Consider the following 15,115-nt stretch of genomic DNA (forward strand, 5'->3'; position numbering starts at 1 on the left):
CGTGAATGCCCTTCACGGGCTGCTTGGTACGGACCGAAGCCGACGCCCTGGACACCTGCCCGTACCGACGGAGCATTCGCAACGGGGACTGGGACGACAAGGTCGGAGGTGGCGCTCGCGGATATCGCAAGTCAGGTGGCGGTTCCGCGGCGTCGTAACGCGCCATACCGCTTCCGCATCGACCTTTGAGGTTCATTGAGAACGGAAACGGTCTCTTGCAACTGGACAGGCTACCTTCGGCACCGCGTGCGGCCGCGATGCCCTTTCGTCCCGTCGGTCGCCGCACATGGCGACGAGTTCCGGATCGGCCTCCGGTATTGCAGTTGTATATACCTGCGGTATAATTAGAGACTTCACCCACGTTTCGTCGATGCGGCGCGGCCGTCCCAGAAGGGGCGGCCGACGCGCGTTTCTCGTACGCCAGCCGCCATGCGCGATCCAGGGGTAATTTCAATGGAACAGGGGGAGCGAACGATGTCGTTCGGCATCCAGAGGTTTCGGGGCGAATCGTCCAGTTCAGGACGGCCGCTCACGGTCTTAGACGCATTGTTCGAGGGCTTGGTGGGGATGGCCGCCGAACGGTCGGACGCCCAAAGGCTGGTCGCGCGCGGACAGAATAGGAAAGTTGCCGGTCGGGACTTGTACGCGGGCGACCTGGAATTAGATGTCGCCGTGACGCGAAATGCTCCGGCCAGGATGCGAAATTCACGTCGCGATGGTGCAGCGGAGACCCGGCCCCGTGGACGGGAGAGACGAAAATCACGGCCAAGCGCCCGAAGTCGCTTGTCGGCGGGAGCGAGCCGAAGCGTACGTGGCGTCGCGCGGCATGGATTCGAACGCCGGTCGCTACCGGGATGCCTGGAAGGATGACCGCTTGCGACCCGGCCAGGTGCGTCGAGGAGAACGTGACGGTCTCGGGCGGAGTCAAAGGAAAGCCATCCGGCGCACCGAGATGGACGTAAAGCGAACCCGCGCACGTCCCGGCTATCGCGTCCTCAGGCAAGCAATTCTCCCTTCTCTTCGCATGGAGCGGCGTTGCGATGGCCCACGGTGAACGGACGACCGACCTGATGCCTGGCGCCGTGGATCTGCGGCAGGTGGTCGATACGACGGCATTGTGCCCTCTGGACCGGTTGGCCCTTCGACGGAACCTGGATGTCGAACGCCGTGACGGCTTCGGCCCACCGGACAAGCTTGTGCCCGTGGGCCTCTACGCTCGCTACTCGTCTAATAAGCAGAAGGAGATGAGCATCGAGCGTCAGGTCAAGGTTGTAACCGCTTACATGAGGAAGCTTGGTTACGCGATTTACGTGCTGTATGACGACCCTGCTCGAAGTGCCCGATCAATGCGTGATCGTGAAAGCCTGCAGCGTTTGCTCGAAGACTGTCGGTCTGGCAAGATAAAAGTCATCATGGTTGAGGACTTTGACCGGTGGTCCCGCGAAACTTACGATGCGGTCGAAGTATGCGAGGAATTGAATGAGCTTGGCGTGGAATTTCATAGCGCCGGCGACTTCAAGGCACTGAACAAGAAGGAGGTCATCGAAGCGGCACTCAAGGCCGAGGCGGATCGGGACCGTCGCACCCTGATCATGGGCATGGGCAGGTTCCAGCACGCTGCCCAGGGCGGCGCCCATTCCGGTGCGTTCTTCGGATATCGGTACGGCGAAGAAAGGGGCTTCCTCGTGCGTCACCCCGAGGAAGAGAAGACCATATTTTCAATCTTTGAAATGGCAGCCGCGGGAATTTCCTACCGAAGCATCGGCCGGATCATGAAGGAACGCGGGGTTGCAGGACCGACGAAGGATTGCAGATGGACGAAATCGACCGTTGCGAACGTTTTGGGCCAGTTGGCCTATACGGGTAGATGGTACTATCCATTTACCTTGAATACGTTCGACCGCAAATCGGGGAAGGTCACCGTCCAGCGTCGGCATCCGAGCGAGATGACGCGCAACTACTTCGATCACCTTCGAATTGTGCCAGACGATCTGTTTTTCGCTGTCAACGAGAAGCGACGCCCCCGGGGGAAGCAGAAGTTCGAGCACAGCCACTTCTTGGCCGGAAAGGCGACGTGCGACTGCGCCGGGGTCGAAGGCCAGCGGTTCACCTTGGGTGGTCGACAGCTAACCTGCAACGTCTGGTCGGACGGGGGCTGCTGCCCGGCGAGGCGTCACTCCGTTATGCACGAGACCGTGGAGCGCGCCGTCCTCACCGCCGTTTGCGGCAAGCTGCGGTCCTTCGTCGGCGAGGAGGATTTCGCGGCTGCCGTCGACCGCTCGCTACGTGAGGCCTCCGCCGCCCGCCGCGCCGCCCGTGCGGATGTTGCGCGTAAGATTGCGGTCACCCGCGAACAGCTTCGCCGGGCGCTCGTCAAGGAGCTTGAATCGACCTATCCATCCGACCTGTTGTCCGAGGAGAGGAGCCGGCTGACGGGGGAGCTCGCAGACCTTCAGGCCCGTTCGGCGGGCCTCGCCGAACTGCCCGAGGTGGACGAAGCCGGTGAGAGGCTTCGAACACTTTCCGCCACGTTGGATCACCTTATCGAGCGGGTGCCATTCAGGGCCTTGACGGAGGCGGAGGCGAAGGTCTCCGCCGCCCTTGCCCGCCTCGTCCAGCGGGTGGTGGTCATACGGGATGGCCGGCCGGCGGGGACCTTGGGCCTGGCCATCCACCTGGACTTCTTGGCGTTCCTACAGGAGGACGGGAGCTGCGGCTCGCCCGGTGTTAGCTTGGACGTGATCCATGTCGATGTCGAGCAGCCGATGGGACGCCATGTCCGCCTTCGCGAAGACGCCCAGCGGCTTATGGCAACCGGAGGTTATCGGATCGACGACGCGCGTTGGGCCCTCGTCGCCAAGCACCTCCCGGACGTCACGGGCCACAGGAATGACTCGCGCCACATCCCGACGCGGGCTCTGGTCGACGCCCTCCTGCTCCGGCTCCGGACGGGCCTGCCTTTGCTGTCGGCGGCGTTCGGCGACGCGCTGGAGATGCGGCGTGCACTCTCGCGGTTCGTCTATGCCGCAGGGGACCAGATCCTGATTGACCTCCTTCGCGAGGCGGACCCTTCCTTCGTGGCCGGACTGGACCTCGGTCCGGTCGAGGCCGCGCGGGCGCGCTGGAAGGTTGGCGGTGATGATTGGCGCAAGCGCAGGGGGCCGGCCGCACGCTTCCACGCCCTGAATGGCCAGGATGCGCTCACCGACGAGCAATGGCTGGCCTCGAAGCCGCTGTTGCATTCGTCCATCGAGATCTCGTTCAAGGGCACCCCGGGCATTCCCGGCCGGCTGCTTCTGGAGGCGGTGATCCTGGCGCTGCGGACCGGCCTCTCATGGCGCAGGATGCCGGAGCGGTTCGGTGACGAACGGAACCTCACGAATTCCGTGCGCCGGCTGGTCCGCAGCGGAAGTTGGGACCGGTTGCTGGAGCTATGGGCGCTGCGCTTCCCTGAGCTTCTCGATGACTTGGATGTCGGGCGCTTGGCCAATATGCTCCGGGGTTCGGCGCAGTGGCAGGGCCCGTCACCCAGGCGCTCGCGCTACGCCAGGAACGGCGGCGTGGCCCCGGCCGTCCATCGAGCGCGCCGACGCAAGTCGCCTGCCGGGCGGAAGAGGGACGCGGCCTAGGCGCCGCCAGCCGTGTTCTTGGACGGCGAGCGTCAAGGGTCTGGACGTTGGGCGCAGGAACGAATGCAGAGAGTGCTCGATGGCGATCGGCCAACGCCCGTGCTGGTCGCGGCGTCCCGGGCGCTATCCTGCGTACGCCTCCGGGCGAAAGGGCACGCGGCCAGCCTTCAGCTCCTGTAGGCGACCAGGATCGTGCCGGCCGCTATCAGACCGACGCCCAACCAGTTGGGGACGGTCAGGCGTTCTCCGAGGAAGATGGTCGCGAAGACCGCCACCAGGACGACGCTCAACTTGTCGATGGGCGCCACGCGGGCGGCATCCCCGAGCTTCAGGGCGCGGAAGTAACAGAGCCACGATCCACCGGTGGCGAGCCCCGATAGGACAAGAAACAGGTATGTTCGTCCCGAAACTGAATCGAGTGGTTGCCATTGGCCCGTGCCGGCCAAAAGCGCGCCGAGGACGCACAGGATCACCACCGTACGGATGAAGGTGGCGAAGTCCGAGTTGATGTTCTCTATCCCGATCTTGGCAAAGATCGCCGTCAGCGCGGCAAATGCCGCCGAGAACAACGCCCAGAACTGCCAGGAGGCCAGCACGGCTTTCATGGGCATCTCCGAAAGTCGGAAACGAAAGGGGTCGTGACGAGCAGCCGCCGAACCGAGCAACATGCAACGCTGTTCGACGGTCTTATGCGGATGCCGATGATCCACGGCGCCGTAGCGCTGCCGCGCCCCGGCAAGATGGAGCGGGGCGAGGCTGCCGCCTCAGCATTCCGCCGGCGCCGGAAGGGAGGTCGTCCCGGTCTGCCCGCCCCTTCGGCATCGGTGAGGCCCTCACGCATCTGGGGTTGACGTGGGCCGGGAGCAGGAAGGAATCACGGGTTGCTCGCTTAAACCGGGCGGCGGGTCGGTCAGAGGCGGTCGAACACGGAACCCATCCTCGGGCTGAACAAGCGCTCGTAAGTGCGCATGAGGAAGGCGTCGGTCATGCCGGCCACGTGGTCGCAGATTACGCGCCGACCGTCAGGCGCCTTTTCGTACGCCTCGTAGGTCGACCGCGGCAGGAACGACTTCGGCTCCGAGGCGAGGGCCTCGAACACCGCGACGACCATACCCTGACCCTTGAATTCGAGGTGCTGGACCCCCGGGCTGCGAATGACGACCTCCCGGACCAGTTCCTTCAGCGCTTCCAGGAAGGTGTTCGCTCCGGCTTCGATGGCAGCCCGATATCGAACGAGGGGCTCGTCGAACTCCTCCCTGGTCTCGATCACGCAGTTCGTGATCAGGTGATGGACCATCCGGCCGATGCACCTCTTCCGGGTATCGCCGGCACCGAACAGCCGATCAAGGAATCCCTCATAGACGTTGTTGCCGAACTCCTCCGGGTATTTCTCCTTGAGACTGTTGAGGAAACTTGAGCTCTTCTCCTCGGTCACGTGCGCTTCGAAATCCACCTGCGTTACCAGGCCAAGGGCGAGGGCATCCTCCAGGTCATGGATGCCGAAGCCGATGTCGTCGGCGACGTCCATGATGCTGCAATCGAACGACTTGTGGAGGGGCTTGCGGTGCTTGCCCTCTTGATCGCGGGCCTCGGTGAAGGCGTTGCGGTCCTTTTCGCTGAGTGGGGCGAGGATCCAGTCGACGACGTCTTGCTCGCAATCCAGGTAGCACTTGGGCGGCTTGGAGGCCTCGCGGTCGATGATCCGGATCGACTCCGGGCCGACGTGGAGGGCGGGGCGGATGTCCGCGTTCATCGCGAGGCTGAAGGGCACGGGATACTTCAGAACCCCGAGCAGGGTGCGCCGCATCAGGTTCGCGCCGGCGGCCTTGGAGAACTTTTCCAGCCTGGACAGGATGCGCAGGGTCTGGCCGTTGCCCTCGAAACCGCCGGCACCGCGCATGCAGAAATTCAGGGCGACCTCGCCGCCGTGGCCGAACGGGGGGTGGCCGAGGTCGTGGGTCATGCCCACGGCCTGGATCATGCTGAGGTCCGGGATGTATTGCCGGGCGGAATGGTCGGCATAAACCTTCTCGAACCGCCGCGCGATCCCGCCGGCGATCTGCGCGACCTCAAGCGAATGGGTGAGCCTCGTCCGGTAGAAGTCGCTGTCGCCGAGGTTCAGGATTTGCGTCTTGCCCTGCAAACGCCGGAACGACGCGGAGTGGATGACCCGGCTGTAATCGGTGGCGGCCCCATCGCGGGCGTCGTCGGCCTGGGCCTGCCATGGTTCGCGGCGGTCGTACCAATCCATATGCAATCACTTTCGCGGCTAAACTCGATCCAGGCAGCCGGTACCTCTCGGCTGCGCTGAATACCAACGGAAAGCGTCGATGCCGCCGCGGTTCCTTGCACACGGCGCCTCCGTCCTCTTAGGAGCCTCGGCAGTTGGATGTGCGGGTCTTCCACCGTCGGTGTTTCGAGCCGCGGGACAAGGGCCGCTACGCCCGTAAGGGAGGCTGACAGCGCAATCCGCAGGCCGGGACCGAGGCTCGCTCCACGGGGGAACGGTCCGTCTACCGCTTCACGAACCCGATGTCGGCGGCGACGCCCTTGAAGCGCTCGGGCTCGCGCTCCTTACGCTCGGAGTAGCGGTCGACGAGGTAGTCGGCCCGTCCACGCGTCAGGAGAGTGAACTTCATCAGCTCCTCGCAGACGTCCACTACCCGGTCGTAGAGCGGCCCTGGCCTCATGCGGCCGGCATCGTCGAACTCCTTGTAGGCCATCGGCACCGACGACTGGTTCGGGATGGTGATCATCCGCATCCAGCGCCCCAGCACCCGCATGCTGTTGACCGCATTGAAACTCTGCGATCCGCCCGAGACCTGCATCACCGCAAGCGTCCGCCCCTGCGTCGGGCGCACCGAGCCCTCGCTCAGCGGCAGCCAGTCGACCTGGGCCTTCATCACCCCGGTCATGTTGCCGTGCCGCTCCGGGCTGACCCAGACCTGCCCCTCCGACCAGATCGAGAGCTGCCGGAGTTCCTGCACCTTCGGATGTTCGACGGGCGCGTCGTCGGGCAGCGGTAGCCCGTCCGCGTGGAATATGCGGACCTCCCCGCCCATCGCCTCCAGCAGCCGTGCCGCCTCGAAGGCCAGGAAGCGGCTGAACGAACGCTCCCGGAGCGACCCGTAGAGGACGAGGAACCGAGGCGCATGGTCGAGCGGCGTCGGCGCCGCCATCCGTTCCTCGGTCGGCACCTCGAAATGCGCCTCGGAGAGGTTCGGCACCCCGTCGGCGAACGGCTGCTGGGGCTTGTTCAAGGCGTTTAACTCCTCTACGTTTCAACGATAGTTGATATGTAGGTCATTCGATGGACGAACGGCAAGCCCTCGCCGCCTTCGCCGCCCTCGGCCAGGAGCATAGGCTCCGGGTCGTGCGCGCCCTGGTCACCGCCGGTCCGAACGGCCTCGCCGCGGGCGTCCTCGCCGAGACGGTGAACGTCGCCGGCAACAACCTGTCCTTCCACCTGAAGGAGCTCTCGCACGCCGGGCTGATCACCTCCCGGCGCGAGGGCAAGTCGGTCATCTACAGCGCCGCCTACGCCGGCCTGTCCGACCTCGTCCAGTTCCTCATGCGTGACTGCTGCCAGGGCCACCCCGAGGTGTGCGCCCCGGCCGTCGCCGCGCTCGCCGCCTGCGACTGCACCACCGGGGACACCCTCCATGCCTGAGCCAGTCTACAACGTCCTGTTCCTCTGCACCGGCAACTCGGCCCGCTCGATTCTGGCCGAGGCCATGCTCAAAAAGGAGGGCGGCGGGCGCTTCCGCGCCTTCTCCGCCGGCAGCCAACCGAAGGACGAGCCGCACCCGCTGGCGCTGCAGGTCCTGCGGGAAAGCGACTACCCGACCGAGGGCCTGCGCTCGAAGTCGTGGGACGAGTTCGCCGGTCCCGAAGTCCCCGTCATGGATTTCGTCTTCACCGTCTGTGACAACGCCGCCGGCGAGACGTGCCCGTACTGGCTGGGCCAGCCGGTGACGGCCCACTGGGGCATCGAGGACCCCGCAGCGGCGGAAGGCTCCGAGATGGAGCGCAAGCGCGCCTTCGTCACTGCCCAGCGCTACCTCAAAAATCGGATCGCGGCCTTCGTCGCCCTGCCGCTCGGCAGCCTCGACCAGGTCGCCCTGTCGTCGAAGGTCCGCGAGATCGGCCAGATGGCCGGCGCGACCTCGGCCCGCCCGGAGGTCGCGTGATGGACGTCGTCATCTACCACAACCCCGCCTGCGGCACGTCCCGCAACACGCTGGCGATGATCCGCAATGCCGGCATCGAGCCGCACGTCGTCGAGTACCTGAAGTCGCCGCCGAGCCGGGCGCTCCTCAAGCAACTGCTCGCCCGCGCGGGCCTCTCGGTCCGGGACGCCCTGCGCGAGAAGGGCACGCCCTACGCCGAGCTCGGCCTCGGCGACACGGCGCTGACCGACGAGCAGCTCCTCGACGCGGTCGAGGCGCACCCGGTCCTGCTGAACCGTCCGTTGGTGGTGAGCCCGATGGGCGTGCGCCTGTGCCGGCCGTCGGAGGCGGTGCTCGACCTCCTGCCGGACCAGCAGGGGGAGTTCGTGAAGGAGGACGGCGAGCGCGTCGTCGACGAGCGCGGCCGCCGCGTCGCCACCGCTTGAGGACACCATGAGCACCTTCGAACGCTACCTGACCCTCTGGGTCGCCCTCTGCATCGTGGCCGGCATCGCGCTCGGCCACGTCATGCCGGGCTTCTTCCACGCCGTCGGCGCGGCCGAGGTCGCCAAGGTGAACCTGCCGGTCGCCGTCCTGATCTGGCTCATGGTCATCCCCATGCTGCTCAAGATCGACTTCGCCTCGCTGCGCCACGTCGGGCGGCACTGGCGCGGCATCGGCGTGACGCTGTTCATCAACTGGGCGGTGAAGCCCTTCTCGATGGCCGCGCTCGGCTGGCTGTTCATCGGCACCCTGTTCCGGCCCTACCTGCCGGCCGACCAGGTCGACAGCTACATCGCCGGGCTCATCATCCTGGCGGCGGCCCCCTGCACCGCCATGGTGTTCGTCTGGTCGAACCTGACCCGAGGCGAGCCGTACTTCACCCTGAGCCAGGTGGCGCTCAACGACACCATCATGGTGGTGGCCTTCGCCCCCATCGTTGGCCTGCTTCTCGGGCTCTCGGCCATCACCGTGCCTTGGGGGACGCTGGTGTTGTCGGTGGCGCTCTACATCGTCATCCCGGTCGTCGTCGCGCAAGTGATCCGCCGTGGCCTCCTGGCCTCCGGCGGGCGGGCCGCCCTCGACCGGCTGCTCGCCAGGCTCGGGCCCACCTCGCTCGCCGCACTTCTGGCGACCCTGGTGCTGCTGTTCGGCTTCCAGGGCGAGCAGATCCTGGCCCAGCCCGCGGTCATCGGGCTGCTCGCGGTCCCCATCCTCATCCAGGTTTACCTGAACTCGGGGCTGGCCTACCTCCTGAACCGGGTCGCCGGGGAGCAGCACTGCGTGGCCGGGCCCTCGGCACTGATTGGCGCCTCGAACTTCTTCGAGCTCGCGGTGGCGGCCGCGATCAGCCTGTTCGGCTTCAACTCGGGCGCGGCGCTGGCCACCGTGGTCGGCGTCCTCATCGAGGTCCCAGTCATGCTTTCCGTCGTATGGATCGTGAACCGCTCGCAGGGCTGGTACGAGCGTGGCGCGGCCGGCAAGGCAGCGGCGCTGAAGCCTGCCTCCCGTGAGGTCTGAGGTCCACAACCGCCTCGTCGTCATCTCGGCCCTGGGCGTGGTGGAGATCCTCGCCTGGGGCTCGTCCTTCTACTTGCCGGCGGTGCTGGCGGGGCCCATCGCCGCCGACACGGGTTGGCCGCTCGCATGGGTGGTCGGGGGGCTGTCCATCGGCCTGCTGGTGGCGGCAATCGCCTCGCCCCGGGTCGGAATCGCCATCCACCGGCACGGGGGTCGGCCGGTCCTTGTATCGGCGGCCTTGCTGCTAGCGGGTGGCCACTTGGTGATCGGACTGGCACCGAACCTTCCGGTGTTCCTGTCCGGCTGGCTGGTCATTGGGCTCGGGATGGGCTGCGGCCTCTACGACCCGGCCTTCGCCACCCTCGGCCGGCTCTACGGCGACGAGGCGCGCCCGGCCATCACCACCCTGACCCTATGGGGTGGGTTCGCCAGCACCGTCTGCTGGCCGCTCTCGGCCCTTCTCGTCGAGCAGGTCGGCTGGCGCTCGACATGTCTTGCCTATGCCGGGCTGCACCTCTTCGTCACGCTTCCCCTGGTGCTCGGTCTGATCCCTGAGGCGCCTGCCTTGGCTAACGGCGGGGACGTAAAACACCTTGGCGAAGCGCCGCTCACCTCGCGGGAACGGCGCGCCTTCGCGCTGATGGCCGGCGTGTTGGTTTTCGGCGGCACCGTGATGACGTTGATCTCGGTCCACCTGATTACCTTGCTGCAGGCACGCGGCGTGGCCTTTGCCGCCGCCGTATCCTACGGCGCCCTGATCGGGCCGTCCCAGGTCGGAGCCCGCGTTATCGAGATGGCCAATAAGGGGCGGCACCACCCGCTCTGGACGCTAAACGTGGCCATGGCCCTCGTGGCGCTCGGGCTGGCAATCCTGGCAGTGGGCATTCCTGCGGTCGGCATCGCCTTGGTGCTCTACGGTGCCGGCAACGGGATCTACTCGATCGCGAGAGGCACGGTGCCGCTCGCCCTGTTCGGGTCGGAACGCTACCCGGTTCTGGCGGGGCGGCTCGCCCGGCCGAGCCTGATCGCCCAGGCTCTTGCTCCGTCGCTGGGGGCCACGGTCCTCACCTACGGCGGCCCCGATTTGGCCTATGCCCTTCTGGCGGTGCTCGCGCTCGCGAACGTCGGTTTGGCAGGCGCCTTGTGGGGCACACGACCGGAAGCGGTCGGCATCCCCGGCGAGGCCGAGGCGGGCTCGAAGAACAGGTGCTTCGCTTCAGCAGCCAAGCCGAAGGGCCGCCTTCGAAACGGCCCCCCTTCTTCGCTCTAGGTTGCTTCAGTGCAGAATAATGGTGCTCGGCACCGGAATGCCGGGTTGACCAAATGAGGTGGCCGGTTCGGCACCACACTCCTGGCGGCAATGATCCGTCCACGTCGGCCTCTGGCGACCGCAAGTCCTCGCAAATCGCCCGATGTCATTGATCTTTGAATAATTTTTGGCAGACATCTCGCAATTGGGCGAACGGTCTCCGCTGGCTCCCGAGCCTCCGCTTGGGAGCCAGCGGAGACCGGTCGCCCAAATGTCTGCTCTCTGCGATATCTATCTGTACATGCGCGTTTTTTTGATGTTGGGTGTTTATGTGTCCTCAGGATCCTGCAGTAGATAACTGGCCTCCTACGCCCGGGCCCGGAAACCGAAACGAAGAACGGCATCTCGGCAGTTTCGTGTGATGCATGGCTGCCGCCGCCTTGTCGCTAGATTGGTGTTCAAGTCTGCTAACCGCAGCAATCGGAGCACCGCGGCCGAGCGCTTACCGAAACCAGCCAGTGCGCAGCATCCGTGTGATCCCGTGCGCCCTCATGGGCCATCGCCCCGCGGGCGCGACGCACGTCCATGCACACGACGTGGAACACCGCGACTTCGGTCATCCGCCCGCACGGCCGGCCCGCCAGCGCCCGTCTCCTGTCCGCAGCCGATCAGCGACAGGCCGAGGCCACCCAGCGACGCCGCCGCGCACGCGCGATATTGGCTTCGCTGATGATGCCGTCGTCCTCGCCGACGACGCATGCGCAGGTCTCAAGCCAGCGAGGCGTCGATATGGGTATAGCAGCGCATGAGCCACGCCCGTACGGTCGGTCGCGAGCGGAACCCGGCAGACCGGCCGGCCATCTCGGCAGCTTGCCACGATCCGCGGCTCGCGGGGGGGCTGGCGATGGCTCGACCACTCGATCCAAGTCGTGACCGTTCCGCCCGAAACCGCTGGCCCGCCCCGGGCGACGTGACCGGCACGTCGGAGCCCTTCGATCAGCGTGGTCGATCCGGCGGAAGCGGAAACCGCTGCGGCGCCTCCCGCGACCGTCGCTGATGGTCCAGGAGATCCAGGGCCCAATCCGGCCTCGGCGCGACGGACGCCTCATACAATTCACGGTATGCTTCAGGTGTCAGCCAAGTGCCGACGGGATGACGTCCGGTCAGGCGCAGGAAGGCGCTCAGCGATAGGCAAACCGGCGGCGGCAGGCCGACGACGGTCTGGAGAGCGCAGCTGGAACTCTTGCTGCGCTGTCCCACGATACGCGTGTTGAGGAGGCCCATGGCCCCGGCCCGGGCATCCGGGCCGACGAGTTCCTCGTCGAGCGGCGTGGGCGTGCCGGGCGTCTCAAGCGCCGAAAGCAACTCGCTCCAGGACTGCCACCCCCACGCCAGCGCGACGACCTGTCGAGCGGTCGCCTCGGCGATAGGCTGCCGGACATTGGCGAGTTGCGCGCGCAGGGCGTGCACCTTGCGGTTTGCGAAGAAGATCGAGGACGGGCGGAACATCGCGGACCATGGGACTGCGTACGGTGAGCCAATGGATTCAGCTCGCTACGGAGCGGTCAAGGCAACGCCGCGTCGGAAGCTTCGTCGGGTCGCCCCGGCCAGGACGAGGTCCGGCTGGAAAGGCGCCTTGCCCCTTCAACGCCGCCGCCCAGGCGGCGACTTGGTCCGCGACCTGGGCGACGGTTCCGTCGCCGAGCGCGGAAGCGGTCGGGTATGTTGTCGCCTGCTCCTCGGCGGCGGCCGACCCACGTCCACCAGGATCTCTGCAATTCGCTGTGGCCATCCCTCCGCCGTGACGCGAAACTCCCTGTGGATAAATCGCGTCGCCTCGAACCCCGCTTAGATATCCATGTGGACGTGTAACCGTCGGAGGTTAGTGTGGCGCAACGGAGGTACGGCACCATGGGCGACTCGGATTGGGCGGCGGAGCGGGCGGAGGAATACTGGCGGCTCCACGCGGAGCCCGTGCTCAAGCGCGTCGTCATCGACGCCTTCCTGTCCGGAACGGCGGCCGTGCCCCCTGCCTTGGCGAACTGGCTGGCTTTGGCGCCCATCGGGCGCGGTGCCGAGGCTGTCACGCCGCCTCCACCCCCGGAGCCTGCGCAGCAGGTGCCGCCCGGCGCCAAGGAGGTCGCGGCACCGCAAGCCGGTCCTCGGCCCAAGAGGTCCCCCCGCCCGCTCAAGGGGGTGAGCGCCGCTGCGTACGACCTCGTCAAGCGCGCAGGCAAGCCCCTGACATCCCGGGAGCTGCTCGGACAGCTGAGGGACTGGGACGGGGGCGAGCGGACCGAGGCGCGCGACAATTCCCTTCTGGCCGCGATGCGGCGGCTTCGCAAGGCCGGTTGGGTCGACTTCGACGGGACGCATTACAGCCCGTCGGCGAAGAGGCCCCGCAGCAAAGGCAGGTCCGATCCCGCCGGGCCGGGTCGGGTCTGATCGCCCGCCCATGGCAAGGCCAATCCATCGCCGCGCACATCGGCTCCCCGCGCAAGAAGGCTGGGCGCTGGCGGAGATCGAGACCCGGCAAGCCCGCGGCCTACCGCCCGTTCGACCATCCACCGCAAACATGAATTCGGAGCGCACATGACCACCTCGTTCGGCGACGCGCGTCGCCTGCACGTCCTGTCTCTCGTCGCCCTGCTCTCGGTCGTGACGCCGCCGCGCAGCCGGGCCGCCGACGGAACCATGAGCGAGCACGAGATCGCTCCCGGCATGGTCATCCGCGGCCTGGTCACCGCCGCGGGCGCGCGGGCCTTTCGCCTGATCGTGCGGGGAACGCTCGTTGCCTCCTTGACCGCGAGGGATGGGGCGCCGCCGACCGGGTACTGCCTCGTTGGAGAGTGGTTGTCCGTGCTGGAGGCAGTGGCTGCGCCATGGTGCGCGTTCGCCGGCGAGACCTCGCCGCGGAACTTCGGACCGCCGCGCCGGTCGCATTCCGAGCGCTCACCCTTCATCGCACGGTTCCCGGCGCGCCAAGCCCGCCTCACGGGCCCGAAGCTCGTTCGGTTCCTCGCCGAGTGCACCGCTTCCCTTGGAGCGAAGGACTCGATGCGCGGCGATGAGATCGCCCTCGTCGTCGGCACGCCGGAGACCCGAGTTCGGATCGCGTGCAGCGGTGCCGAACTTCACGTCCTGGTCCATCGAGAGCGGCGCTTGGTCATGGCCGGCACCCTGTCGCGCCTCGACCTGAGTCGGCCCGGACGCACGCGCTGCTGCATCGGCCGCCAGTGGCTGCCCGAGTTGTTGGATTGGTTCTGGGCCGTGTCCGACGATGTCGATCCTGCAGACCTCGTTCGGTTCTGCCAGGGTGCCGCCTCGGATCGGCCCTAGCCCACGTCGGCCGATGGCGCCGACGCCCGGATGCAGGGCCGGCCCTCGCCAAGCTTAAGCTCTCGCCTCTCGGGCCGTGACGTGTGCCAGGAGGGAGCGCAGCTTGGGTGTACGGCGGTCGTTGTGCGTTCGAAGCGCATACCACCAACGAAAAAGCCCCGCCTGAGCGGGGCTTTCGTTTGAGGGGAATACCCGCGGGCAAACCCCGACCTCGGATGGCGAGCATCTTCGGTCAGCTGAAAAGACGGTGTGACCCGCCTCCAGCAAGTGAGAGGGATATCGCATATCCGCCTCGCCGGGTCAATGATCGAGGCCTAGCACGGTTCCGAGGAGCGCTCGGATGCCGGCGAGCTCGGCGGGCGAGATGGACGGCAGCGCCGGGCGGCGGTTCACGTTGACCTGCCACAGCCGGACCAAGGAAACGGTGTAGATGTGGTCGCAGACGGCCCAAACCGGGTCGGTCTGGTGGAAGAAGGGATACGTGCCCGGCTCGAACCGGAAATGATGGGTGTTGTTCTCCCGGGGCGGGCTCTTGCTCACCGGCACCACCGTGCAGCGCCCGGCGGCGCCGGCCGAGCGCGAGGACACGACGATCGCCCGCCGTTCCTTCTGCATCTCCGGCTTCACGAGGTAGGTGAAATCGCACATCACGACCCGGCCGGGGCTCGGAGCGTGCGGAACCGGCCGCCTGACCTCGGCCGTGCGGCGCGTGACGACCGAACCTTCCAGCGTCGTCAGGAACGCGTCCGCCTTCGCGGCGGCGATGCCGCCGCGAACCAGCGCCGTCTTCAGCTTGGTCCGCTCGTACTGCGCGGTGGCCTTTTCCGACAGGAAGCAGTGGCGCAACGCGCTGGCCACCGCCTCGGCGGTCTCTTCGGCGAAGCCTCCCTCGCACAGCCGGTCGAGGCAAGCCTCGCCGTTGAAGCGGGTATCGGGATGCCGGGAAATCTCCATCAATCCGCCGACGGCGAGCGCCTCGCCCTGGGCGAAGCCGAGATCCGTCATGGCCTTGAACATGCGAAAGGCGTGGGGCACCCCGAGACAAATGCTCCTGCCGATGGGAAGGCGATGGCGTAGCCCGGGCGACGTCGCGTCGGGCAGGCCGAGGGCGAGCTGATCCGTTCGAAGTCGGCAAACACCTCGGCCGACGCCGTATCCGCACGCCGGACCATTGTCATCCCACGCCGAAGGGGCCGAGCGCCGCCGGC

At 66.8% G+C, this 15,115-nt stretch carries 13 protein-coding genes; 8 read left to right on the forward strand and 5 right to left on the reverse strand.

Translation table 11 applies throughout. From position 1 onward, the window contains the following. Window positions 1-1,040: 1,040 nt before the first annotated feature. Entirely contained in the window at window positions 1,041-3,629 is a 2,589-nt protein-coding gene (locus MFF26_RS08610) for a recombinase family protein (RefSeq protein WP_003596798.1), read from the forward strand. 167 nt (window positions 3,630-3,796) lie between these two features. On the opposite strand, the gene MFF26_RS08615 is transcribed toward MFF26_RS08610, so the two are convergent. From MFF26_RS08615 to arsH, 3 genes are all read right to left on the reverse strand, one after another. After that, on the reverse strand, window positions 3,797-4,234 hold the full coding sequence (locus MFF26_RS08615; protein WP_003596796.1) for an EamA family transporter: 438 nt from the start codon (window positions 4,232-4,234) through the stop codon (window positions 3,797-3,799). A 305-nt stretch (window positions 4,235-4,539) separates the two neighbouring features. Further along, entirely contained in the window at window positions 4,540-5,880 is a 1,341-nt protein-coding gene (locus tag MFF26_RS08620) for an anti-phage deoxyguanosine triphosphatase (RefSeq protein WP_003596795.1), read from the reverse strand. A 262-nt stretch (window positions 5,881-6,142) separates the two neighbouring features. Continuing rightward, on the reverse strand, window positions 6,143-6,889 hold the full coding sequence (arsH, locus tag MFF26_RS08625; protein WP_166060438.1) for an arsenical resistance protein ArsH: 747 nt from the start codon (window positions 6,887-6,889) through the stop codon (window positions 6,143-6,145). 50 nt (window positions 6,890-6,939) lie between these two features. Between arsH and MFF26_RS08630 the strand changes: the two genes are divergently transcribed. Genes MFF26_RS08630 through MFF26_RS08650 form a run of 5 tightly spaced genes read left to right on the forward strand, consistent with a single transcriptional unit; the run spans window position 6,940 to window position 10,589 of the window. Beyond that, complete coding sequence (locus tag MFF26_RS08630; RefSeq protein WP_166060437.1) at window positions 6,940-7,299, forward strand: ArsR/SmtB family transcription factor; 360 nt, start codon at window positions 6,940-6,942, stop codon at window positions 7,297-7,299. Then, window positions 7,292-7,819, forward strand: a complete 528-nt coding sequence (locus tag MFF26_RS08635; protein WP_166060436.1) for an arsenate reductase ArsC — start codon at window positions 7,292-7,294, stop codon at window positions 7,817-7,819. The genes MFF26_RS08630 and MFF26_RS08635 overlap by 8 nt, the downstream gene beginning before the upstream one ends. Further along, window positions 7,819-8,244 (forward strand): arsenate reductase (glutaredoxin), encoded by a 426-nt coding sequence (arsC, locus tag MFF26_RS08640; RefSeq protein ID WP_166060435.1) that lies wholly within the window; start codon window positions 7,819-7,821, stop codon window positions 8,242-8,244. Before MFF26_RS08635 ends, arsC begins: the two co-directional genes overlap by 1 nt. 7 nt (window positions 8,245-8,251) lie before the next feature. Continuing rightward, window positions 8,252-9,319 (forward strand): ACR3 family arsenite efflux transporter, encoded by a 1,068-nt coding sequence (arsB, locus tag MFF26_RS08645; protein ID WP_012455865.1) that lies wholly within the window; start codon window positions 8,252-8,254, stop codon window positions 9,317-9,319. Continuing rightward, entirely contained in the window at window positions 9,309-10,589 is a 1,281-nt protein-coding gene (locus MFF26_RS08650; protein ID WP_012455864.1) for an MFS transporter, read from the forward strand. Before arsB ends, MFF26_RS08650 begins: the two co-directional genes overlap by 11 nt. 975 nt (window positions 10,590-11,564) lie before the next feature. Here MFF26_RS08650 and MFF26_RS08655 read toward each other — a convergent pair. Further along, entirely contained in the window at window positions 11,565-12,077 is a 513-nt protein-coding gene (locus MFF26_RS08655; RefSeq protein ID WP_012455863.1) for a hypothetical protein, read from the reverse strand. Window positions 12,078-12,479: 402 nt separating this feature from the next. Between MFF26_RS08655 and MFF26_RS08660 the strand changes: the two genes are divergently transcribed. Beyond that, entirely contained in the window at window positions 12,480-13,013 is a 534-nt protein-coding gene (locus MFF26_RS08660) for a hypothetical protein (RefSeq protein ID WP_238307889.1), read from the forward strand. A gap of 147 nt (window positions 13,014-13,160) precedes the next feature. Beyond that, complete coding sequence (locus tag MFF26_RS08665; protein ID WP_166060434.1) at window positions 13,161-13,907, forward strand: hypothetical protein; 747 nt, start codon at window positions 13,161-13,163, stop codon at window positions 13,905-13,907. Between the two features lie 300 nt (window positions 13,908-14,207). On the opposite strand, the gene MFF26_RS08670 is transcribed toward MFF26_RS08665, so the two are convergent. Continuing rightward, the gene (locus tag MFF26_RS08670) at window positions 14,208-14,942 is read right to left on the reverse strand and encodes a type II toxin-antitoxin system PemK/MazF family toxin (protein WP_238307890.1); all 735 of its coding nucleotides are present in this window, start codon (window positions 14,940-14,942) and stop codon (window positions 14,208-14,210) included. Window positions 14,943-15,115 lie beyond the last annotated feature (173 nt).

The sequence above is a fragment of the Methylorubrum suomiense genome (assembly GCF_022179765.1).
Classification (GTDB): Bacteria; Pseudomonadota; Alphaproteobacteria; order Rhizobiales; family Beijerinckiaceae; genus Methylobacterium; species Methylobacterium suomiense.